Here is a 25,366-nt window from a genome sequence, read left to right as displayed (position 1 = left end):
CTAACTTTCGACAAAGTAAACATCAAAAGAGCATTCTAAATCCAAATCCGCCAGAGCTCTCATTTGCTCCGGCCAAAGCACAGGACCACTATGACCTAGCAAGGAAAACCACACACATTTCAACGTAATTTTAACTCCATCAATTTTTTGAACTGTTCTCAGCGATTCACGATGCGGAGAAATTTTTTCAACTATCCAGTCAATGTGCTCTCTAAGATCTTTTGACAATACATATCCTTCGGTAGACAAAAACCAACCAGAGTTTTTTACCTCTCTTGTTAGCCCACGACTATTTGTAATTTTCTCACCAGCGACATTAATTAATGTTGGCCGAACCTGCATGATATTAGTGATTTCATCGGGGTGCCTCTCCCCAGGGTAAATCATCAACCTTACGTAGCACTCAGCACATGTTTCATAGTCCGACGAAACAGGAGTAATCCTAGAGTTTTTACTCATGGCAGATAATCTCTGATATTTCCAATAACCTCGCCAGCTTTACCTACATAATCCCCATTGTCTAGTATTCTGCCATGAAAATTATTAGGAAGCTTTCCAGCGTCAGCTTTTAATGCCTCAAGTGCTCTGCCCCATTCACGCGGAGCTAAACTTTCACCAAAATGCTCATTCAGTGCGTTAGCTGTACTCTTATTGAGAGTATTACCCCCAGTTTGCAAAACATTCGGGACTCGCCCAGATGCACCTACACTGGAAGGAACAGGTAATGGAAGCCCTTCAGCATCAACCCACTTCCCATTTATTAGCTGATTGCCTTTTGCACCAACCTCAACCTTGCCAGAACCTAACCCACCACTAAAATCTCCGGCACCCTCTACAGTCTTACCATTGTAGGTCGTGGTTCCAGCAGTATATTCGCCGGACAACTTTCCGCCATACCCAGAATCGACGGCCTCAGTCCGTCCCTGCCCCGTGAGATCTGGACTATTTTTTTCTGTTTCTAAACCACCGGTTTTTTCAGCGCCTTGGCCACCAACCTTGTCGCCCTTACCCATTCGTACAGTAGAAATACCCGTCCCAAGAATGCTGCCAATGAGATTACCGCCGCCCAACAGGTACTTATCGTAAGCCTCAGTTTCATCCAGGCCTCGACCTTCCATTTGTGCAGCGATCTTTTCGCCCACATACTCCTGCATTCCTTGCAGGCGCGACATCAGCTCTTGGCCCAGCAGTGTCTGCTCAGCAGCACTCATTGCCAAAGCCTGAACGACACCCTTGGGACCTTGGGTCAGCGCCAGCACCACAGCCACCGCTTGTGCCTTGTCTTCATTCTCTTGAATGAATTCCTGGATGCTGGAAAGTGTGCGAAGGGTTAACTTCAGCTCGTTCAGCGTGACGCCTGAAGCGGGCAACTGCACGACACCTGATTTTTCTGGGAAAGCCTGGTCTATCACCACCTTGGCGGCTGCAATCTCCGGTGCTATTCCCCAGAAACTGCTCAGTTCCTTGAGCACGTTCTGCTGAAACTTCTCATCCGCCATCATCGCCATGGCTTCAGTCCGGCTCTTGCCACCACGAATCAACTGTTCAAGCGTCTCTTCGGCAAAGTCTTTGGTGGTGACGCTGCTGACGCCGGCGGCCATCTCCCGTCCAAGCACTCGCTCGATACGGTTGACGGTGGCATTCAAACCGGTACTGGCCTGCTCATAGTTATGCTGCGCCGTCTCGTGGTAGGTGAGCAGTCCAGTGACCCACTTATCAAGTGTCTCTTTGGGATTCATCACGTCATGCAACGAACTATCGGTGACGTACAGATCCGTCCGTTCCTCATGGTCCCGAGTGATCTCGTAGGCCTTGTCCAGATCCCGGTTCAGCCCTGCCGTCGAGTCCTGCCCCGTCGCGGCATCCTCGCGCACCACGATCTCGCCCTCGCCCACCGTGGCGCGGACTATCTGCTCGCGCTCTTTTTCATACTCCCAGCCGCTCACGCTCCAGCCGTTCTCACCCTTCTTGCCCTTGCCTTCCTGGCTCGGGTCCTGCTGGGTGCTGCCGCCGCCCTGCTTCCAGCTCCCGCCGACATTGAGGTAGTAGCCGTGCTCCTTGTCCGAGCCGGCGATATCGCTGTAGCCGAGCGTGTCGGTATCGAGCTTGAGATTGCCGTTGTCGGCGGCAATCAGCGCGCCGTCTATCTGGGTGTGGTCCTGGGTACGGATGTCGACCTTGCTGGCGCCGGTCACCCGGGTCTGGTTTTCCACCCACTCGGTCTTGCCAGTGGTCTGGCCGTAACCCACCGAGCCGCTGACGCCAGCACCCGGACCGATGGTCACGGTGACGCTGACGTCGAACTCTTTGCCTTTGACTTCGCCGGTATCGATCGCCGACGACACCTTCAGGTCGCCCCCCACACGGCCAACCACTTCATCGCCACGCACCTGGGCGCCGCTGATGGTGGTGTCCTTGCCGCTGGTGAACTTCAGTTGGTCGCCGGCATAGAGGTAGGCTTCTTGATGTCGCTGCGCTTCGCGCTCCAGGTGGCCCCTGCCCAGGTTGACGCTGGCATAGATGCCCACGCCTTCCGAACCGAATGCAAGGCCGACCTCTCCACCACCACTGGCGCGGTTCTGCTCGTGCTCGGAGTCGTTCTGCGCGGCGCGGATATTGATGTCCTTGCCCGCCGCTAGGTCGATGTCGCGCCCAGCCTGTACCTGACTGCCAATAACGTTGAGGTTGTTGCCGGCCTCGAGCTTGATGTCACGCCCGGCGTCGAGCTGGCTGGCAGTCGAGTTGCCTTGGTTGCCATCGGTGCTGGCGGTGCCATGGCTGCCGCCGATGCCGACCTTGAAGCCACCACTGCTGCCGCCGTGGATGCCGCCCCAGCTTTGCGATTCGCTGGTCTGCTGGCGGGTGCCGCCGTGAGCCACGTCAATATTGATATCGCGGCCCTTGACGGTGATATCGCGCCCGGCCTGGAGCTGGCTGCCCGCAACGTTGACATCGTTGCCTGCGGTGAAGGTGATGTCGTTGCCGGCATCGAGGGTGGACGCCCGGTTGCTCTGCTCGACTGTCTGCTGGCTGCTGCTTTGGGTGGTATTGCCCAGCTTGCCGTCACCAGTGGGGCCTGCGAAGAACTGGCTGACCGCATCCACTGCCTGCAGGGTACTCGAGCCCTTGCTGACGTTATTCTCCCCGTTACCGGCGTTGCTGACCGCATCCTTGGTGCGGCCCAGGTTGTGGTTGATCGAACCGCCCGCCCCTTGGCTGGCGAATTCGCGCTCATGTTCCTCGACACGGGTTTCGCCGGCGGCATCGATGTTGATATCGCGCCCGGCAGCAAGGTTGATATCGTGCCCCGCCTTCAGGTCGGAACCGCTCTGGTTGATGTCACGCCCGGCGTTGACGTTCAGGTCCTGTCCGGCTTGGATCTGACTGCCACTGGCCAGTTGTTCGAGCACACGATCCTTGGCCTTTTCCTTCTCGACCCCGGCAAAGAAGCTGACGCCATTGTCGTCGCTGTCGAAACGCAGCCCGGTGTTGGAACTGCTGGACCACTGGCGCTCGTCGCGCTGGCTTTCAGCGGCGGCCACATTGACGTCGCGGCCGGCGTTGATGCTGACGTTGCGCCCGGCACTGACGCCGCTGCCCACCAGGTTGACGTCACGCTCGGCCTTGAGCGTGGCATCCTGCTCGGCTACAACCTGGCTACCGACGCTGGTGCTGCTCTGCGCCTCCTTCCCGGCGGCCTTGGCCGATGCGATGGAGACCGACGGCGGCAGGATGAAGTCCGGCGACAGCGACAGGCCGATCTTCTTCTTGTACTCCTCGGTACGGCTGTAGGCAGTGTCATTGGCTGCCAGCAGGTCGATATCGCCGTCCTTGTCCACCAGCCCCGCACGCAACTCGACATCCTTACCGGCACTGGCCTCGCTGGCCCGCAGGCGCAGATCGCTGCCCGCTACCAGAACGATGTCGTTGCCGGCCTCCAGCTCGCTGCCGACCTGGGTCGCACTGGTCTGGAGCTGGCTCTTGCCGCTCTTGGACAAGCCGAGGAAGCCGGACTTGGTTTTCTTGCTGTACTCGCCGTGCTCTTCAATGCCGGAGAGCACCGCCACATCGCCGGTGGCACCGATCAGCAGATCGTTGCCGGCGCGGAGCTCGCTGCCGATGACCGTGACGTCGCGACCACCGTCGAGGTTAATGCCGCCGTTTTCTGCCTTGCTGGCATTGATCGTCAGGTCGTTGCCGGCGGTGACCACCGACTCGATGTTGGTGCTGTGGTAGCTCTCCTGCTGGGTGAGCTTGCTGCGCCCGAACGAGCCCTTGCTTTTCTTCTGGTAGAAGGAGGCACTTTCGTCCTGGTCGGAGGTGATCAGCAGATCGCGGGCGGCATCGAGGTCGACGTTGCCGCCACCTTCGATCCGGCTGGCACTGACCAGCAGGTCCTGGCTGGCATTCAGGGCAATGTCGCCACCGGCCTTGAGCGTGGTCGAGACCTGGGTGATACGGTCCTGGGATTGGGTCACCTTCTTGGACTGGGAGAAGAAATGCTCTTCGTTGGCCGCCGACGCCAGGGTCAGGTCGCCCGTCGTCGTGATGTCGATATCGCGCTGCGCGCTGATCTGACTGGCGATTGCGGTGAAGTCTCGTCCCGCCACGGCGCTGAAGTCCCGACCCGCCGTGGCGGTGGAACCGTTCTGGGTGACGGTCTGGGAGGTGGTGCGTCCATAGGCGGTACTGCTGATGGTTTCGGCAGAACCGAGCAGCACATCGCGGCCAGCCTGGATGCTGGTGTCGCGACCGCTTTGCAGCGCGCCACCCGCACTGATGAAGTCGCGACCGGCGTTGATGCTCATGTCGTTCGCGGCTTCGATGCGCGCGGCGCTGTCGAGGTAGTCGGTGCGCTGGCTCAGGCCGCTGGGGATATGGCTGGTGACCGAACGTTCGTTGATCACATCACCAAGCACCGTGGTCAGGCTGACGTCACGACCACTGATGATGCCGCCGGCGCGGTTGACGATGTTGTTGCCGGCGAGCAGGTCGAGGCGGTTGCCGGCCTCGATCACGCCACTGTTGACGATGTCGTTGCCGGCCATGGCCGAGAGGTTGTTGCTGGCACGCAGGGTCCCGGCGTTGAGCAGGTCCTGGCCGGCGATCAGGTTGACGTCGTTGCCAGCGATCAGCGCGCCGTTTGGCGCCAGGCGGTTGGCAGCGTCGGCCAGGTAGAGCACTGGCACCAGGACTTTCTGGCCATTTACCTCAATCTCTTCCAGCCAGACGATGTCGTGGGTAAGGGCCGCCACCTGTTGCGCGGTCAGGGTGACGCCCAGCGACAGGTTGAGCTGTTGCTTGCTGGCGATGGCGTTGTCCATCAGGTACTTGAACATCGCTTCGTCGCTGTTCAGGCCGGCGATGAAACGCTGGCCAGTACCCGCCACGATTGCCTGCTGGATCAGGCGCTGTTCGTAGAAGCCGTCGCCCAGGCGCTTGGCGCTGTCGTCCGGGTTGTAGCCGAGGCCGGACAGCAGGTAGTCGGAGCTCATGAACGACTTGAGTTCGGTGAGCAGCGGGTTGGTTTCGATCAGGTATTTGTGCGGCTGGGAAGCGGCGCTGCGGTCCGGTAGGCCCTGGACGCGGTCGATGGTCTGCGCGGTGCTTGGTTGCGCGGTGGCCGTGGCGCGGCTGTCCACCGCCGGGGTCGCCGGGCGATCGGTCGGGGCCTGCACTGTCTGAGTGTCGCGAGCAGCGGGTGCAACGGTTACCACGGTGCTGGGCGACGGAGCGGCAACGTTGACCTGCTGAGCCTGCGGAGTCAGCGCCGGAAGCGAGACACCGCCCGAGGTTGGCGCGCCAGGAGCAGTGATTGCGATCTGAGTATCGCGATCGCTTGGCGTCAGCCCCGGCAGTTGCAGCTCCGGGCGAGTGCCGCCTTGCGGGTTGCTGCTCACCGTGGTGTCACGGTTGCCAGACGCCAGGCCGGGCACATTCAGGCCTGGCTGGTTGCCGGTGGAGGCGCCCGGGGTGGTCACCGCGATCTGGGTGTCGCGCCCGCCCGGAGTCAGGCCTGGCAGTTGCAGGTCAGGACGATTGCCGCCCTGCTGGCTGCCGGCGACCGTGGTGTTGCGATCGCCCGTCGCCAGGCCCGGTACGTTCAGTTGAGGACCGTTGGCGCCCGACTGTCCGCCCGGCGTGGTGAGGGTGATGCGGGTGTCGCGGTCGGTCGGGGTCAAGCCGTCCAGGTTCACGTTCGGGCCCGAGGCGCTGAACGAATCCCCAGAGTTGCCAGCGGAGCCCTGGCTGCCGATGCCATCGCTGCGGGTGATATCGCCGCCCTTGCTACGGCCCGGTTGCCAGGTGCCGTTGTCGGTGTTGCCAATGTCGGAGGCATTGATGGAACTGCCGCTGGCGCCGATGCCGCTGGCTACGCGCGCGGCCACCGAGAGCTGGCCGGTGTTGGCGGTGAGCTGGGCGATATCGTCCAGTTGCAGGGTGCGGCCTTGGGTGGCAGGCAGGTTTTTTTCGCGTTGCGCGAGGTCGATCGTGGCGCCGCTCAAGGTCCAGCTTGCCGGGGCGCTGCTGCCTTGGCTGATCGAGCTGTCTTTGGCCGCCTGGTCGCTGAGGCGGAACAGACCGTTGGCGCCGGTGGGCAGGCTGAAGCCGGGCAAGGTCAGCGGGTTGACCTGTTGCTGGGCCAGGTTGGGCGGTAGCTGCTTGTTCAGCAGGATGATGTTGGAGACGCCGGTGCCAGTGGCGGTGGTGTCGATAGTGCGGGTGACGCCTGGCGTGCCGTTGGTGAAGGAGCGCTCCACGCCGTTGGAGATTTTGTTGGTGGCGTTGATGGAGACGGTGCCGCCGGCCTGGACTACTGAAGGCAGGAAGTCTGAGCCGGTATCCGCAATTGTTCTTTCTAAAAATGCTTCGGTGGATTTGATTACGGAGGGGGCATCAACCGCGCCGTCAGCTTTATAGTTGGCGGTGGGAATTGGAATGCCGTTCTGGGGGCTCCACTTATCAAGGTACTTCCAGATGGTTCCAAATCTTTGACTTAAACTCCAATCCGCACCATTGGCAGGTCTTTGTCCGTCAACCTTAACCGGCCTTACCAAATCATCTCCGGCCGCATTCCAGGAATGCATACCACCGTTATAATTCGGGTCATTCTCTGAGTTATACCTGAGAATCTCCGCCCAAAGCTCCCAGCTCGGGTCACGAATATCGATATATTTAAGAACTGTAAAACCACCCAGGGAAGTCCCTAAATTAGAGAAAGACTCAACTTTTACGTCTAAATTACCCACAGCAGAAATAAGCGAATTCGAATTTACAATTGCCCCTCCTTCAATGGAAAAATTCCTGGCGGAGACTAGGCTGGCTTGCTTAGATCCTTCACCAGAAACAGACGCACCGCTATAAGTCTGCGCCCATACCAGATGCGAGGGATTTTTCTTGTCCGAGTGATAATCGATAACACTGTCGCAGTAATAACACCTGACACCAATGTAACCAGACTCAAGATGCGACTCCGTCTCAAAATCTGCTCGCTTATTCGTAATAGAAGCTGACGTAATCGAGAAATCCCCACCACTCTCAATCGATCCAGAAATATTCTCCAACAACGAAGACCGCGCACCCTGCGCATCTTTCGCAATACGAATCGCACCCAAACTATAAACATCAGCGCTCTTGTTACTGAGGCTATCAACATACAGCCCCATATCAGCACCGCTATAAATCAACCCACCTTCGTTCAACAAACTTCCGGCATTCGCCGTAAATGCCCGCGAACTCCCCAGCGAACCGTAGTTGCGAATACTCTCCGCGGTCAGGCTCAGATCCGCCGCCGAAGTCAGCCGCCCCGCGTTGTTCACCAGTCCCGCGACTGTGAGCGTGCTGTTGGCAGCCGCGGCCACACTCGCGGCACTGCTCAGTTCAAGTTGGCCGAGGACGAGGTTCATCGCGCCCTGGCTGGTGGCGCGGCCGGTGCTGGTCAGGCTGCCGGTCAGGTTGAGGTCGAGGCTGCCGTCGCTGGCGATCAGGCCGGCGGTGGTCCAGTTCTGCCCGCTTCCGCTGAAGCTGCTGGTCGCCAACAACTGCCCCCTGGCGGTCTGCGTCAACTGCCCGACATTGACGGTCAAGCGCCCGGCCTGGATCACGCTGCTGTTGGTCCAGTTGTCCGCCGTCAGCGTCAGCCCGCCGCGGGTCACGGCGGTGCCGCCGCTGTTGGTGATGTTGGCGGTGGCGATATCGAAGGTGCCGACACCGGCGTGCAGCACGCTGCCGCCGAGGTTGTTCAGTGCCTGCGTATTCAACGTCAGGTCATGGCTGCTGACCTCGACTTTGCCGTCGCGGTTGTCGAAGCCGCCGACGATCTGGAACTCGGTCTTGCCCGCGTCACCCAACGCACGCAGCACGCCGCTCTGGTTGTCCAGCGACGCCGCGTTCACCTGCAGGTGGCTGTCGCTTTCGACGATGCCCGCGCGGTTACCGAGTTGACCGCCGAGCGCCAGCTCGACGCGGCTGCCAGCCACCTGCCCGCCTGCGTTATCGAAGCCCTGGCCGTCGACGCGCACCAGTCCCTTGGCGTACAGGCCGCCAGCGGTGTTGGTGAAGTTGCCGCCGCCGATCCGCGCATCGCCGGTCTGGGCGGCGATGCGGCCGCCGCTGTTGTCGACGCTGGCGCCGGACAATTTCAGGTGCTGCCCCTGGATCACACCGCCCGCGCTGTTGACCACTGCGCCGGTCGCGCTGCCATCAAGTAATCCCGCAACGCTGGCGACGGTGCCGCCGCTGTTGTCGAGGCTGCCAGCCTTGAGCAGCAGGTTGCCGCTCTGGGCGAGCAGAGTGCCGTTGCGGTTGTCCAGTGCGCCGCTGCTGTCGAGGGTCACCGCGCCCTGCCCTTGCACGGCGCCCTGCTGGTTGTTGAGGCTGGCCGCGATCACCTGGACGTCGGCGTCCTGGCTGTAGATCAGGCCGTTGGCATCATTGCGCAACAGGCCAGTCGCATTGACCAGCACCGTGCCCTTGGCGGCAAGAGTGCCCTTCTGGCTGTTGTCCATCGCGCCCGCGGCCAGGGTCATTTGCGCCTGGCTGACGATCTTGCCGTTCTGGTTGCTGATTTGCAGCGCACGCTTGAGCAGCAAGCTGCCGGCGCTCGCGAGGGTGCCGTTGTCGTTGTAGAGCGAACCCAGCAGGTCCAGGGTCATCTGGCCGTTGCCCGCCAGGGTGCCGCCGGTGTTGACGAGGTCGGTGCCGGTGAAGGTCAGTGCGTGTTGTGCATTGACGGTGCCGGCCTGGTTGGCGAGCGTGGCGGCGATCAGGTCAAGGCCGGCGCCGCTGTCGATCAAGCCGCCATTGGCGTTATTCAACTGGCCGCTGACCACCAGGCTTTGCAGCGCGCCGCTGGACAGAATCCCGCCAACGTTATCGAGGCTGCCGGCGCTGACATCCATCCGGCCTTGGCTGACCAGGGCGCCCTTGTCGCCGTTGAGCAAGGCGCCAGACAAGCGCACATCCAGCGCACCGTTGCGGCTGGACAAGGTGCCTTCATTGCGGTTGTCGAGGCTGGCGCCGATCAGGCTCAGGCCTTGCCAGCCGGACAGCAGGCCGTTCTGGTTGATCAGGTTGGAGACGTTGAGGGTCAGCACCTGGCTGGTGATCAGCCGGCCATTGCTGTTGTCCAGGCGGTTGGCGTTGACGGTGATGTTCTGTTGGCTGGAGAACTCGCCACCGTTGTTGCTGAAGGTGCCGACGCGCAGGAAGCTCAGGGCGCCCTTCGCCACGACCAGGCCGCCGCTGTTGTCGAGGTTGCCGTTGTTCAGGTCGAAACTGACGTTCTGGTCGCCGACGATGCGGCCGCTGCCCAGCAGCAGTGCGCCGAGGGTCAGGCCCAGGCTGCCCTTGGCCGAGACTTCGCCAGCGTCGGTGCTCAGGCTGCTGGCGCTGAGGGTCAGGCCGCCGCGGCTGTTGATCAGGCCGGCGCTGCGGTTATCCAGCGCCGCCGCCGTGAGGGTGACGCCACTGACACCGAACAGGCTGCCGTCGCGGTTGTCCAGGTCGCCGCTGCGCAGGGTGAGGTTGCCGGTCGCGCTGATCAGGCCTTGCTGGCGGTTGTCGAGCACGCCGTTGCTGATCAGGTCGAGGTCACCGCGGCTGCTCAAGGTGCCGCCGAGGTTGCTCACGGTAGCGGCGCGCACCACAAGGCTGGCGCCGCCGATCAGGCCTTGGGCATTGCCGAGGGTCTGGTCGATCACCAGGCTCAGGGCCTGGCTGCTCAGCAGCTTGCCGTTGCCGTTGTCCAGGCTGCCCGCCGTGAGGGTGAAGGCCTGGCTGCTGGAGAGTTCGCCGTTGCGGTTGCGCACCGCGTTGAGGTTGCTCAGCAGCAGGCTGCCGGAGGTGTTGATCAGGCCGCCGCTGTTGTCCAGCAGGCCATTGTTGAGGTTCAGGCTCAGGCCGGTGTTGCTGAACAGCGTGCCGCCCTGTTGGTCTAGGCCGCTGATGCTGGCGGTCAGCGCTTTGACGCTGGCGATCTTGCCAGCGCTATTGCTGACCTGAGTGGCGGTGAGGTTGAAGGTGTCGGCGCTGTTGAGGCGGCCCGCGAGGTTGTTCAGCGCGCCGGTGATCAGGGTGACCGCGCCTTTGGCGCTGAGGCTGCCCTCTTCGTTGCTGAGGCTGGCGCTGTTCAGCACCAAAGCGCCGTCGGTCAGCAGCTCGCCCTTGAGGTTGTTGATCTGCCCGTCTACCACCAGCGTCAGGCCGTTGCCGCTGCTGAGGGTGCCGTGGCTGTTGTCGAGGCTGCGCGCCCTGACTTCGAGGTTCGACTCGCTGCTCAGCAGGCCCTGGCTGTTGTTCAGCTCACCGCTCAGTTCCAGCAACAGCGGTAGCTGGGCAATAACGGCGCCGCCGCTGTTTACCAAGCTGCCGCCCTTGAACAGCACGCGTTGGCCGCTCAATTGGCCGCGGGTCCGGTTGATCACCTGCTGCACCGCGAGGTCGAGGGTGGCCGCGGAAAACACCAGGCCCTTGTCGCTGTTGTTCAGGCTCGCGCCGCTGATGGTGACGTCGGCGTTGCCGGTCAGCTCGCCGCCACGGTTGTCGATCTCGCTGATGTCGAGTTTCAGCGCTTTTGTGGCGCCCAGCAGGCCGCCACGGTTATCCAGCGTGGTCGCACCGACGCGCACGGTCTGGGTGCCGATCAACTGGCCCTGCTGGTTGTCGATCTGCGCGGCGTCCAGCTCGATGGCGGCCTTGCCAGCGATCTCGCCAAAGCGGTTATCCAGGCTGCCCGCAGTGACCAGCAGGTTGCCGTCGGCGACCAGGGTGCCACGTGAGTTGTTCAGCCATTCGCGGGTCACCAGGGTCAGGCCGCCGCGGCTGTTGAGCAGGCCGCTGCCGTTGTCCAGGCGCAGGCTGGCGATATCCAGGCTGGCGGCACTGATACGGCCGTTGACGTTGCCCAGCAGTTGTTCGATGCGCAAGGTCAGGCCGAGGTTGCTGACCAGCTTGCCGTTACCGTTGTCCAGGCTGCGCGCGGCCAGGGTGAAGGCGTTCTGGCTGGAAAGCTCGCCACCCTGGTTGTTGACGTTGCCGAGGTTTTTCAGCAGCAAGGTCGGGGCGTTGATCAGACCGAGGTTGGTCAGGTCGCCGTGGTTCAGGTCAAGGTTCAACTGGCTGTTGCTGAACAGCTCGCCGTTGCTCTGCACCAGCCCGGTCAGGCTGGCGTTTAACAGGCCGGCACTGGCGATACGACCGCCGTTGCTGAGCTGGCCGGCGCTCAGGTCCAGGCCGGCGCTGCTGATCAGGCGACCGCCGAGGCTGTTGTCGAAACGGCCGGTGCTGACGGTGGCGGCGCCCTGGCTTTTGATCAGGCCTTGCTGGCCGTTGTCCAGGCTGGCGCTGCTGAGGCTGAGGGCTTGCGCGCTTTCAACGGTGCCGCCCTGGTTGAGCAACCCGGCGATGCTGCGCACCTCCAGCAGTCCGGCGCTGGAAATGCTGCCAACGCGGTTGTCCAGTTGCTGCGCGCCGAGGCTCAAGGTGCCTTCGCTGCTGAGGCGGCCTTCGCTGTTGTTCAGGTGCCCGTCGAGCTGTGGCGTTGCGCTCAATTGCAGCACCAGCGAGCGCTGGCCGGCGAAAGTGCCTTGGTTATTGTCGAGGCGCGCACCGGTCAGGCGCACGTCCTGGGCGAACACCAGGCCCTGGGCCTGGTTGATGACCCGGGCGATTGTCGCCTCCAGTCGGGTCCCGGCCAGTAGCTTGCCGCCGCTGTTGTCGAGTAGTTGGCCGCTGTAGGTGACGTTTTGCTGGCTGGAGATTTCCCCGGCGCGGTTGTCGACGGACTGCACCTCCAGTTTCAGCGCTTTTGTGCTGCCCACCAGACCGCCGTTGCGGTTGTCCAGCGCGGTGCCGGTCAGGCTCAGCTCACCCCGGGCCACCAGTTCGCCGCCCTGCTGCTCCAGCGTGCCGACGGTGGCGGCGAGGTCGCTCTGGCTGGCGATGCGGCCCTTGGTGTTGTCGAGGCTGTCGGCGCTCAGCAGCAGGTTGCCGGTGGTGCTGATCAGACCGGCCTGGTTGAACAGTTGCCGGGCGTCGAGGTCCAGCGCCTGCGAGCCGCCGAGCAGGCCGTCGCGGTTGTCCAGCACGGCCAGGCGCAAGGTGACGTCCTTGCTGGCGCGAAGCACGCCGTCACGGTTGTCTGCCGAGGTGCCGCGCAGGGCCAACGTTTGCTGCCCGGAGACGCGTCCGCCACGGTTGTCGAGGGCGTCCACACGCAGGTCCATGGCGCCTTTGGCCAGCAGGTTGCCGCCGGTCTGGTTGTCGAGCAGACCGTGGACCGTCAGTGTCAGGCCACCATCGCTGACCAGGCTGCCGGCCTTGCGGTTATCCAGATTGCCCGCGGTCACTTGCAGGTTGGCGCCGGCACCGAGGGTCCCGGCCTGGTTGAACAGCAGACCACTGACCGTCAGTTCCAGGCTGTTGTCGCTCATGACCTGGCCGCTGCCATTGCCCAGGCCCGCGGCAGTGATCACCGCGCGGGTGGCGGCGGAGACTTCGCCGCTGGCGTTGAGCAGGTTGCCGGTGAGGTTCAGGGTCAGGTGGGCGGAACTGCTGAACAGGCCGTTGCGGTTGTCCAGCGACGCCGCCGAGGCGCTGAGGCCGTGGGCGGAAATCACCCCGTCGAGGTTGTTCAGCGCTTGTTCAATCACCAGCGTCAGGGCCTGGTCGCTGAGCAGTTCACCGCCACTGTTGTCGAGGCTGCGCGCGCTCAGGCTGAAGCCCTGCTCGCTGGAGATTTCGCCGCCCTGGTTGAGCACCGCGGCGAGGTTCCTGAACACCAGCGGGCCGGGGGCATTAATCAGGCCGCCGTTGTTGTTCAACTGGCCGCCGTTCATGTCGAGGGTCAGCGCGCTGTTGCTGAACAGCTCGCCGCCGCCGCGCTGGTCGAGGCCGGTGATGCTGGCGCTCAGGGCCTTGGCGCTGGCGATGCGCCCGGCCTGGCGGTTGTCCACCAGGCCCGCGCTCAGTTCGAGCCGATCGACCGTGGTCAACCGACCCTGCTGGTTGGTCAGGGCGCCGGTAGTGACCCGTAGCAGATTGTCGGCGGCAATGCGCCCGCGGCTGTTGTCGAGGCTGGCGCTGGACAGGCTGAGCGTGCCGCTGCCAAGTACTTCGCCGCCAAGGTTGCTGACGGCATCGCGCGCCGTCAGCACCAGCGCGCCGGCACTGCTGGCGCGTCCACCGTCGTTGTTCAGGCTGATGCCGTCGAAGGTCAGCCCGCCGTCGCTGCGCAGGGTGCCGAGGCGGTTGTTCAGATGGCCACTGGCGCCAGTGCCGTCGCGCAAAGTCAGGCTCAGGCCGGTCTTGCCGAACAGGCTGCCCTGGTCGCTGTTGTCGAACTGGCCGGCATTGAGGGTGACGGATTTTTGCCCGGAGATGACGCCCTTGAGCCGGTTGCTCAGGGTGGTCACGGTGAGTTGCAGGTCGCCATTGGCCAGCAGACGGCCGCCGCCGCTGTTGTCGAAGCGGCTGCCGCTGACGATCAGGTTGGCGACGCTGGCAACTTCACCGGCGCGGTTGTCCAGGCTGGCGACCCGCAGGGTCATGGCCTTGCCGGAATTGAGCAGGCCGGCCTGACGGTTGTCCAGTTCGCTGCTGTCGAGCTGCAACTGCCCCACCGCGACAACGCTGCCACCACGGTTGTCGAAACGGCCGACGTCGAGGGTCAGGTTGTCCTTGCTGGAGACGACGCCGTCGAACTGGTTGTCCAGGCTCGCGGCGCTCAGTTGCAATGCGCCGGCCGCGGCCAGCACACCGTCCTGATTGAGTACCTGGCCGCTGAGCGTCACGCCCAGCGCGCCGTCACTGGCGACACGACCGAGGCTGTTGTCGAGGCTGGCGGCGGTCAGGTTGAGGGTCTGCCCGGCCAGCAGCCGGCCATTACGGTTGCTCACCGCACCGCTTTGGGCGAGGGTCAACAGGCGGTCGCCCTGGATCAGCCCGGCATCGTTGTTCAGCGAAGCGCTGCCCAGCGTGGTGGTCGCGCCAAGGATGGCGCCCTGGCGGTTGTCCAGCGCGCCCTCGACCTGCAGCAGCAAGGCGTCGCGCGCCTCGATACGGCCCAGCAGGTTGCCGCCACTGCCGGCACTCACGTCCAGGCTCGCGGCGGACAGCAGCCCTTTGCCGTTTTCCAGCAAGCGGGCAATGCGCAGGGTCAGTGCCTGCTGGCTGAGAAGCTTGCCGTTGCGGTTGTCCAGGCTCGCCGCCGCCAGCTCGAAGGCCAGGGCGCTGGAGATTTCACCGCCCTGGTTGTCGAGCGTGCCGAGGTTGCGCAACTGCAATTGGCCCGGTGCGTTGATCAGGCCGCCCTGGTTGTTCAGGTGGCCGTGGTTGAGGTCGAGGCTGACGCCCGCGAGGCCGTAGAGCCGGCCATCGTTGTGCTGGTCCAGCGCGCTGACCGAGGCGTCGAGTTGCCCGCGACTGCTGATGCGGCCGCCGTCGCTGTTGTCCGTCTCGCCCGCGAGGAGATTCAAGGTGCCGTCGCTGTCGATACCGCCCTTGGCGTTGTTCAACGCGCCGACCACTTGCAGGGTCAGTTGCTCGGCGGCGTGCAGGCTGCCTTCGCCGCTGTTGTCCAGGCTGCCCGCGTCGATGCGGGTTTGCCTTGCGGTGATCAGGCCCTTGAGGCGGTTGTCGACGCTGCCGGCGCTCAGGCGCAGTTCGCCGGCGCTGCTGAACAGGCCGGTCTGGTTGAGCAGATGCCCGGCGATCTGGGCGCTTAGGCGGGTGTCACTGCTGAGCTGGCCGCCGCTGTTGTCGAGGCTCGCGGCAACGAGGTCGAAACCCTGCGCCGCGAACAGTGTGCCTTGGCGGTTGTCGATGCGGCCGAGGCTGGTGAGGTTCAGAGTGCTGTCGCTTTGCAGCAGGCCAAGGCGGTTGTCCAGCGAGCCGGCGCTGACCACCGAACTGCGGGCCAGAATCTGCCCGCTCTGGTTGTCCAACGCGCCGTCCACCAGCAGGCTGATCGCGCCGCTGGTGCTAAGTTTGCCCGACTGGTTGCCGAGGCTGCCGGCGCGGATATCCAGGGCCGGCGCGGAGATCAGGCCCTTGGCGTTTTCCAGCGCACGGGCGATACGCAGGGTCAGCGCCTGCTCGCTGAGCAGCTTGCCGCCGCGGTTGTCGAGCGTCCCGGCCGCAACGTTGAAGGCCAAGTTGCTGGAGATTTCACCGCCCTGGTTATCGACGCTGCCGAGGTTGGTCAGCAGCAATTGGCCCGGCGCATTGACGCGCCCGCCCTGGTTGTCCAAATGACCGTTATTGAGGTCGAGGGTCAGGCTCGACTGGCTGAGCAACTGCCCATCGCCGTGCTGGTCGAGGCCGGCGACGCTGGCGTTGAGCGGGCCGGCGCTGCTGATGCGCCCGCCGTTGCTGTTGTCCACTTGCCCGGCTTTCAGGTCCAGTTCGCGGTCACTGCGCAGCACGCCGTTGGCGTTATTCAGTGCGGCGCTCAGTTGCAGGTCGAGGTGCCGCGCGGCATAGAGGTCACCCTGACGGTTGTCGAGGCTGTTGGCGGTCAATTGCAGTGTGTCGTCAGCGGCAAGGGTGCCGTTGCGATTGTCCAGCGCACCACCGGTGATCAGCAGGTTGGCCTTGCTGCTGATGCGGCCTTGTTGCTGGTTGTCCAGGCTGCCCAGCCCGAGCACCAGGTTGTCGACCGCGCCCAGCAACCCACCCTGGTTGAGCAGTTGCCCGCTGATCTGCCCGTTAAGGACGCCGTCGCTGGTGAGGGTGCCGCGGCTGTTGTCGAGGCTGCCGCCGTTGAGCATCAAGGTCTGGCCCGTGACGATGCGTCCGTCGCGGTTGAGCAGCGCGCCTTGCTGACGCAGCGCCAGCAGCGTGTCGCCCTGAATCAGGCCGGCATCGTTATTCAGCGAAGCGCTGGTCAACACGGTAGAAGCGCCGAGCAGCGTGCCCTGCTGGTTGTCCAGTGCACCGTCGACCTGCGCCAACAGGCTGTCGCGGGCTTCGATCGTGCCCAATCGGTTGCCGAGGCTGCCGGCACTCAGGTTCAGACTTGCGGCGGACACTCGCCCCTTGCTGTTTTCCAGCTCGCGGGCAATGCGCAAGGTCAGCGCCTGCTGGCTGAGAACCTTGCCGTTGCGGTTGTCCAGGCTCGCCGCCGCCAGCTCGAAAGCCAGGGTGCTGGAGATTTCACCGCCTTGGTTATCGAGCGTGCCGAGGTTGCGCAGCAGCAACGCGCCCGGTGCGTTGATCAGGCCGCTCTGGTTGTTCAGATGGCCATGGTTGAGGTCGAGGCTGACGTTGGCCTGGCTGTAGAGGCGGCCATCATTGTGCTGGTCCAACGCGCTGACCGAGGCGTCGAGCTGCCCACTGCTGCTGATGCGGCCGCCGTCGCTGTTGTCCGTCTCGCCCGCGACGAGATTCAGGGTGCCGTCGCTGCGGAGGTTGCCCGCGGAGTTGTTCAGCGAGCCTGTGAGTTGCAGGTTCAGTTGTTCGGAAGCGAACAGGCTGCCTTTGACGCTGTTGTCGAGGCTGCCGGCGTTCAAGTGCAGTTCGCCGGCGCTGCTGAACAGGCCGGTCTGGTTGAGCAGTTGCCCGGCGATCTGGGCGCTCAGGCGAGTGTCGCTGCTGAGCTGGCCGCCGCTGTTGTCGAGGTTCGCGGCAACGAGGTCGAAACCCTGCGCGGCGAACAGTGTGCCTTGGCGGTTGTCGAGGCCGCCGAGGCTGGTGAGGTTCAGGGTGCTGTCGCTTTGCAGCAGCCCAAGGCGGTTGTCCACCGAGCCGGCGCTGACCACCGAACTGCGGGCCAGAATCTGCCCGCTCTGGTTGTCCAACGCGCCATCCACCAGCAGGCTGATCGCGCCGCTGGTGCTGAGTTTGCCCGACTGGTTGCCGAGGCTGCCCGCACGGATATCCAGGGCCGGCGCGGAGATCAGGCCCTTGGCGTTTTCCAGGGCGCGGGCGATACGCAGGGTCAGCGCCTGCTCGCTGAGCAGCTTGCCGCCGCGGTTGTCGAGGGCCCCGGCCACGAGGTTGAAGGCCAAGTTGCTGGAGATTTCACCGCCCTGGTTATCGACGCTGCCGAGGTTGTTCAGCAGCAATTGGCCCGGCGCATTGACGCGCCCGCCCTGGTTGTCCAGATGACCGTTGTTGAGGTCGAGGGTCAGGCTCGACTGGCTGAGCAACTGCCCATCGCCGTGTTGGTCGAGACCGGCGACGCTGGCGTTGAGCGGGCCGGCGCTGCTGATGCGCCCGCCGCTGCTGTTGTCCACCTGCCCGGCTTTCAGGTCCAGTTCGCGGTCACTGCGCAGCACGCCGTTGGCGTTGTTCAGTGCGGCGCTCAATTGCAGGTCGAGGTGCCGCGCGGCGTAGAGGTCGCCCTGGCGGTTGTCGAGGCTGTTGGCGGTCAGTCGCAGTGTGTCGTCAGCGGCAAGGGTGCCGTTGCGATTGTCCAGCGCACCACCGGTGATCAGCAGGTTGGCCTTGCTGCTGATGCGGCCTTGCTGCTGGTTGTCCAGGCTGCCCAGTCCTAGGTTGAGGTCCCAGGCGGCGGCCAACAGCCCGTCATGGTTGAGCAATTGCCCGGCAATGGTCGCGTCGAGGCTGGCATTGCTGGTGAGGGTGCCGTGACTGTTGTCCAGGCGGCCGGCGCCGAGGGTGAAATGGCTGCCGGCGATCAGGCGGCCGGCGCCATTGAGCACGGCGCCGCTGCTGTTGATGGCGAGCGCGCGGTCGCTCTGGATGCGTCCTTCGCGGTTGTTCAGTGTGGCGACAGTCAGGGCGGCATCCTGAGCGAGGATTTCGCCGAGGCTGTTATCGAGCGCTCCGTCTACCAGCAGGTTGAGGTCGCCGCCAATGTTGAGCGTTCCGCGGGTGTTGCCCACGCTGCCCGCGCGCGCATCCAGCCGCGCCGCCGAGATCAGCCCGCTGGTGTTTTCCAGGGCTCGAGCGATGCGCAGGGTCAAGCGTTGCTGGCTCAGCAGCTTGCCGCCACGGTTGTCCAGTGTGGCGGCCGCCAATGCAAAGGCCAGGCTGCTGGAGATTTCACCGCCTTGGTTGTCCACCGAACCAAGGTTGCTCAACAGCAACGGACCCGGCGCGTTGATCAGGCCGCCCTGGTTGTTCAAGTGGCCGTTATTGAGGTCGAGGCTGACGCCCGCGAGGCTGTAGAGCCGGCCGTCGTTGTGCTGGTCCAGTGCCGTGAGCGATGCCGTGAGCTGCCGCTCGCTGCTGATGCGGCCGCCGTCGCTGTTGTTTGCCGCGCCGCCCTTGATCAGCAAATTGGTTTTGCTGCTGATTCGGCCCTGCTGCTGGTTGTCCAGGCTGCCGAGTACAAGGCTGAGATCGCCCGCCGTCGCCAGTACCCCGGCCTGGTTGGACAGCGCCCCGGCGATGTTCGCCTCAAGGCTGCCGTTGCTGGTCAAGGTGCCCTGCTGGTTGTCCAGGCGGCCAGCCGCGAGCACAAGGCGATTACCGGCGCTCAGGCTGCCGGTGCTGTTGAGTACCGCGCCGCTGCTGTTGAGGGTGAGGGTCTGATCGCCCTGCACCTGCCCTTGCAGGTTGTTCAGCGACGTCACAGTCAGGCCGGCGTCGCGGGAAAGGATGGCGCCACGGGTGTTGTCGAGCGCGCCGTCGACGATGAGGTTCAAGTCCTGGCTGGCATTAAGCTTGCCGCCAACGTTGTCGAGCTTGCCCGCGCGTGCGTCCAGGCGCAGTGCCGACAGCAGGCCGGCACCGTTATCGAATGTCTGAGCAACGCGCAGGGTCAGTAGCTGGTCGCTGAGCAGCTTGCCGCTCCGGTTGTCCAGGCGCGTGGCCGACAACAGGAAGGCCCGGCTGCTGGAAATCTCGCCTTGACGGTTGTCGACGTCGCTCAGGTTGCGGAGCAACAACTGGCCCGGCGCATTGATCAGGCCGCCTCGGTTGTTCAGCGCGCCATGGTTGAGGTCCAGGCTGAAGTCGCCCTGGCTGTAGAAACGGCCGCCGTTTTCCTGGTCGAGGGCGGTGACACTGGCGCTGAGGTTGCGCGCGTAAACCTGCCCGGCGTTGCGGTTGTCGAGGTTGCCGGCGCGCAAGTGCAGCGTGTCGCCAGCGCTGAGTTGGCCACCCTGGTTGAACAGGTTCGCGCTGCTCAGTTGCAGTTGGCTGCCGGCGCTGACCAGGCCACTGCCATTGAGCAGGTTGCCGGCGATCACCGCGGTCAGTGCGGCGTTGCCGCTCAGTTGGCCGAAGCTGTTGTCGAGGCTGGCCGCGTTGAGCGTCAGGTTCTGAGCGCTGACGAGGGTGCCGTAGCGGTTGCCGAGGACGCCGCTGCCGATGTCCAGCAGAGTGTCGGCCTGAATCCGGCCTCCGCCGTTGTCCAGCGAACCCGCCGCCAGCGTGACGTCACGGGCGAGGATCTCGCCGCCGCGGTTGTCCAGCGCGGCGCCGACCAGCAGGTTCACGCCATCGCGTGCGGTCAGGCGCCCGGCGCTGTTGTCGAGGCTACCGGCCGCCATGAGCAAGGCAGCGCCACTGAGCAACCCGTTGCGATTGTCCAGGCCAAGAGTCGTGGCGAGGGTCAGGGTCTGCTCGCTCAGGACCTTGCCGGCGCGGTTGTCGAGGCTGTCGCTGCGCAGCGCGAAGCCATGGACGCTGGAGATTTCGCCGGCACGGTTATCGACGCTGGACAGATTGCTCAGCAGCAGCCAGCCCGGGGTGCTGATCAGGCCGCCCTGGTTATCCAGGTGGCCGCGATTGAGGTCGAGGCTGAACGCCGCCTGACCGAGCAGGCGCCCGGCGTTGTTGTTCAGACTGCCAACCGACAGCCGGCTGTCACCCTGCGCGGAGATATTGCCGCTGGCATTGACCAGCGCCCCACCCACCCGCGCGTCCAGCCCGCTGCGGCTGGACAAGACGCCCTTGGTGTTGTCGAGCAGGCTGGCGACGTCGATTTGCACGCCGTTGGCGGCGATCATCCCGGCGCCGTTGTTCAGCGCACCGGCGATGCGCAGGGTCAGCCCCTGGTCGCTCAACAGTTTGCCGGCGCCATTGTCGAGGCTGTTCGCGGCAGTGATGAAGGCGCGGTTGCTGGAGATTTCGCCCTGGCGGTTATCGACGGTGCTCAGGTTGTCGAGGGTCAACTGGCCGCTGGCGTTGATCACGCCGGTGCGGTTGTCCAGGTGGCCGCGATTGAGGTCCAGGGTCAAGTCGCCGTCGCTGTGCAGGCGCCCGCCGTCGCGCTGTTCGAGACTGCCGAGCCGTGCATTGAGGCTGCGGGCGGCGCCGATCTGGCCACCGCTGTTGTTCACCGCGCCGGTCGCGTCCAGGCTCAGGGAACGGCCCGCGGTCACCAGACCGGTGACGTTATCCAGCGTCGCCAGGCGCAGGATCACATCGCCCTGCCCCGACACTTCGCCGTTGCGGTTGACCAGTTGCCCGGCGCTGACGGTCAGCGCGTCGTTGCCGATCAGCAGGCCGCCCTGGCTGTTGACTACCTGATTGGCGTTGACCACCACGCTGCCGCCGAGCACCCGGCCACGGTTCTGGTTGTCCAGCCGCGTGGCGTCGATTTGTGCGAGGCGCTGGGCATTCAGGGTGCCGCCCTGGTTGGCCAGTTCGGCCGTGCTGATGCTGAGGTCGCGGCTGGCGACCACGGTGGTGCCGCTATTGTCGATGCGCGCCGCCGACAGGCGCACGTCGCCCTGGCCGTTACGGCTGCTGTCGGCGTTGACACCGGCCTCGATGATGCCGCGGTTGCTCAGGGTGCCGCCGCTGTCCAGGGTAATGCTGTCGCGCGCGGCAAGGCTCTGGCGGTTGTCCAGATCACCCTGACTACTGATCGCCAGGTCCTTGCCGGCGTACACCGGGCCTTGCGCATCAACACCCTGCGCCTTGACCGTCGCCGAGCCGCCCGCGGACACCTGGCCCAGGTTCAGTTTGCCGTTGGCATCGATCTGGATATCGCCGCCGGCCACCATGTTGCCCGCCAGCTTCACCCCGACCCCGGCTTCGGTGCCGACCAGGCGGATGGTGTTGACGTACATGCCGCCCAGGGCCGAGGAGTCGATCGCCAGTGTCGGCGCCGGGCTGCCGTCGGCGGCGCGGGCGGTGGCGGCGAGGGTGCGGGCATCGACATCGTTGCGGCCGGCGACGATGTCCAGTTTGTTGGCCTGGAGTTGGGCGTTGATCTGGGTGGCGCGGGTGATGATTTCGAACTGGTCGACGTTGCTGGCGTTGAGGCCGGCGCCGTCGATGGACACGTTGCCCTGATCGACCTGGTAGCGGTTGAGCTGGCCGTTTTCGATCACCGCCTTGCCGGTGCTGAGGGTGACTTTCGGGGTGTTGATGAAGCCGCAACCGTCGCAACTGATGCCGTGGGGGTTGGCCACGATGACGTGGGCGGACTTGCCCGCCACTTCGGTGTAGCCGCGCAACTGGCTGGGGCTGCCGCCGTTGACTTCGTTGAGGATGATGTCGGCGGCGCGGCCGCTGAAATTCGGGTTGCCGACGATGATGCCGCCCAGTTGGGTGTTCTGCGTGCGGTCCGTGGCGTTGTTGAGGATCAGGCCCTGGGCATCGACGTTGTAGTCCTTGAACTGGTTATGCGACAGGCCATTGGCGTTGGGTGCGGCGATGTTGATGATCGGCACGCCATTGCCCGCCTGGGCCAGGCCGGTGCCCGCCGCGCTGACCGCGATGCCGTCGGCCTGGGCCCACAGCGGCTGCCAGAACATGACGTTGGCGAGCAGGAACGCCAGGGCGCGTTTCGGCAGGCCGCAGAAGGTCTCGCGCGGCTGCACGGTCGCCGAAGGCTGGCGCAGGAGAAAAGCGAATTGACGGACATCCATGTCGTGGTCTCGATTCAGCTAAGGCGGGCGTTACAACAGCAACTCCACGCGGAAATAGATCGGCGCTTCGCGCTCGGTAATGACGTCGGGGCGTTCCAGGGAATGGGCGAAGGTCACGCTGGCGCTCAGGTGCTGGCCGCGGGCGAACAGTTCCAGCGCGTTGCTGGAAACACGTCCGTGTTGGTCGCCGTTGTAGCGGTCGCCGCGGATCACGCCTTGGTCGTAGCCGACGCTGGCGCCGTACTCGGCCACAACCGGGCGCAGCCATTCCAGCGCCACCGGGCGGGTCCAGCGCAGGTCGTTGCGCCAGTAGGCGCCGCTGTCGCCGGTCAGGGACTGGTCCTTGTAGCCGCGCACCGAGGACAACCCGCCCAGGCTCAGGCGCTGCGGGCTGTACAGCGGGTCTTCGCTGCGCTGGCCGGTGGCGAGACTGCTGAAACTGAAGGCCTCATCGCCGATCTGGAACGGCTGCAGGTAGCTGACGGTCAGGCTGTATTTGCGGTAGCGGGCGTCGGGGTCGCTGGGGCTGGCGGTGCGGTCGGCCTGGGCATCGAAAGCGCCGATGCCCTGTTGCATGCCCAGGTCCAGGTTGACGAACGCGCCGCCGATGCGGCGGCCGTGGTTGATGCCGAACTGCGCTTCGCTGAGGCGGTTGCTGCTGTTTTCCAGGCGGCTGTCTTCGATGTAGTTGTTCGAACGCAGGTAGGCCAGGCCGCTGCTCAGCGACGTCTTCGACAGGCTGTCGCGATGGATCACCCGCTCGGCGCGCAATTGGTGATTTTGGGTGTCGCCGGTCTGCTTGAAGGTGAAGGTGTTGGCTTCGGCCTGTGAGCGGTAGGCGCTCTGGCTGTAGGAATAGCTGAAGTTCCACCAGCCCCAGGGCAGGTTGTAGAAGAGCATTTCGCTGTGCGAGGTGCGTTGGTGATCGCTGACCGCGTCACGGCCGCCGCGCAGCATCAACTGATCGGCCAGGCCCAGCGGGCTGTCCCATTCCAGGCCGTAGCCCCATTGCTGTTCGCCGGTGGAACGCTGGCCGTCGTTGTTGCGCGACAGGCTGGCGCGCCAGGGCTTTTTCGGGGTGTTGCCGACCTCCACGGTGCTGCCGCCCACCGTCGTGCCAGGAACAAGTTCCATCTTGGCCTGGTTGGATGGCAGGCGGTTGAGCTGGTCGACCATCTGCTCGATATCGCGCAGGTTGAGCAGTTCGCCGACCGTACCGGGGAAGGCCATCACCAGTTCCCGCGGCGACAAGCCGCTATCGGCGCCACTCTTGATGCCTTCCAGCCGCCCTTCCACCACCTGCACTTCCAGGTGCCGGCTGCTCAGGTCCTGTTGCGGCAGGTAGGCGCGGCTGGTGACCAGGCCGATGGCGAGGTAGTGATCGGTGATGGCTTTGAGCAGCGCGTTGAGCTGCTGCACGCCGAGGCATTGGCCGATATAAGGCTGGGCCAGGCGCTCGCGATCGGCCTGGGAAAGGCGGTCGGCGCCTTTGATTTCGATGCTGTCGATGGGGAAGCAGCGGGTGTCCGGCGCGGGCTCGGGGGCAACCGGCGGGGGTTCATTGCCCGGCAGTTCGCGCAGCTCTTCGAGACGGCGTTGCTGCTCTTGCAACAGGCGGTCCTGGCGATCGCGGATGAGGTCCTGTTCGCCCGGCGTGGCCGCAAACACGGGCGCGAAAGCGTTCAGCCCCGATACCAGAAGGCAGAGCAACACGCTCGGCAGAAAGTGGTGGGTGAACAGCATCGGCATCCTTCCGATATCACTACGCCATCATTGGCGACGCGATATTAAAGAGCGGGAAATCCGGCGTCAATATCGCCAAAACACCGCAGCCAATACCCCACACATTGACTCAACCATTTACCTGACCCAAGCTTGACCCCTTTTCCGTAAGCCATTTTCCCGGATTCTGCATGTCCAGACCGCGTGTCTATCTGTTGGCCGGCCTTGTCGTGCTGTTGCTTCTCGCCTTGGCCGGGTTGTTTTTGCGCAACGATCCCCCCGCCCCCACTCCGGCGCTGCAGCAGTCCTACGCCAAGGCGCTGGCCCAGGCGCATAACGGGCTGCCGGGCGCGGCGCGGGTGCTGTATCAGCAGTTGGGGCGTGATGATCTGTCGCCGATTCGCCGCGCCAGCCTGTATGCCGAGTTGCCCAATTACCCGTCGCCGCTGGCGCTGAAGCTGGCGCGCAAGGACCTGCAACACGAAGACCCGCTGGTCCGCCGTGCGGCCGTCGAGAGCATTGCCGCGCTGGTGCCGGCGGCGCAGCGCAGCCTGGTGCTGGGGCCGATGCTGGATGACGAGGAGGAAAGCGTGCGGTTTGCCGCGGTGGACGCGCTGCTGGGGCTGACGCCGGATGAAGTGGGCCTGTACTTCGGGCCGCTGCAGGAAGTCCTCGAGCAGTACCAGCAGGACTTGTTGTTGCGCACCGAATATCCGCAGGACCAGGTGCACCTGGCGCGGCTGTATATCCACGAGCGGGATTTGCAGGCGGCCAACGCGGCGCTGGACCGCGCCCTGGCGCTGGAGCCGGACAATCTCGACGCCATCGCCGCCAAGGTCCGCCTGCTGGACAGCCAGGGTCAGGGCGACACCTCCCGCGAAGTGCTGGCGTCGGCGCTGCAACGCCACCCGGAATCGGCGTTCCTGCAACACGAACTGGGCCTTTGGTTGCTGCGTCACAGCCAGAACGAATACGCCCTGCTGGCCTTCTCCCGCGCGCTGGAGCTGGAGCCGGACAACAACGATTACCGCTACACCCTGGCCACCAGCCTGCACAGCCTCGACCAGCTCGACGCGGCGCAAAAGCAGTTGGAAACGGTGCTGTCCCGCCAGCCGGCGAACCGCAAGGCACGGGTCTTGTTGATCGAGTACTGGAAAGAGAGCGGGCAATTACAGAATGTGCAGGTGCTGCTGGCCCAACTGGAGCAGCAGAACCCCGACGATCCCCTGGTGCAGCAAGGCCTCTAGGCCGCCCCGAACCATCTGGCAACACCGGTTGAACCCCGTCGTGAACGGCGTGGTCCAGTGATAGTGCGACAGTGCCTGCGGCCTGCCGCTTGCGCGCTATCAAAG

4 protein-coding genes are annotated in these 25,366 nt (G+C 64.2%); 1 reads left to right on the top strand and 3 read right to left on the bottom strand.

The features are described from left to right. From CKW37_RS19730 to CKW37_RS19720, 3 genes are read right to left on the bottom strand one after another with little or no spacing between them, the layout of a single operon-like run. A complete protein-coding gene (locus CKW37_RS19730; protein WP_198409082.1) occupies nucleotides 1-459 on the bottom strand; it encodes a DUF4279 domain-containing protein in 459 nt (152 codons plus the stop codon). Then, nucleotides 456-22,292: a hemagglutinin repeat-containing protein gene (locus CKW37_RS19725; protein WP_095157532.1), complete on the bottom strand. Its 21,837-nt coding sequence runs from the start codon at nucleotides 22,290-22,292 to the stop codon at nucleotides 456-458. Before CKW37_RS19725 ends, CKW37_RS19730 begins: the two co-directional genes overlap by 4 nt. A gap of 30 nt (nucleotides 22,293-22,322) precedes the next feature. Next, nucleotides 22,323-24,035, bottom strand: a complete 1,713-nt coding sequence (locus CKW37_RS19720; protein ID WP_095157530.1) for a ShlB/FhaC/HecB family hemolysin secretion/activation protein — start codon at nucleotides 24,033-24,035, stop codon at nucleotides 22,323-22,325. 170 nt (nucleotides 24,036-24,205) lie between these two features. Between CKW37_RS19720 and CKW37_RS19715 the strand changes: the two genes are divergently transcribed. Next, nucleotides 24,206-25,261 carry a tetratricopeptide repeat protein gene (locus CKW37_RS19715; RefSeq protein ID WP_095157528.1) on the top strand — a complete coding sequence of 352 codons (1,056 nt, stop codon included), beginning with the start codon at nucleotides 24,206-24,208 and terminating at the stop codon, nucleotides 25,259-25,261. Nucleotides 25,262-25,366 lie beyond the last annotated feature (105 nt).

The organism is Pseudomonas sp. Irchel 3E13 (assembly GCF_900187455.1).
Classification (GTDB): Bacteria; Pseudomonadota; Gammaproteobacteria; order Pseudomonadales; family Pseudomonadaceae; genus Aquipseudomonas.
Note: the sequence above shows the minus strand (reverse complement) of the source record. Positions and strands in the feature narration are given on the sequence as shown.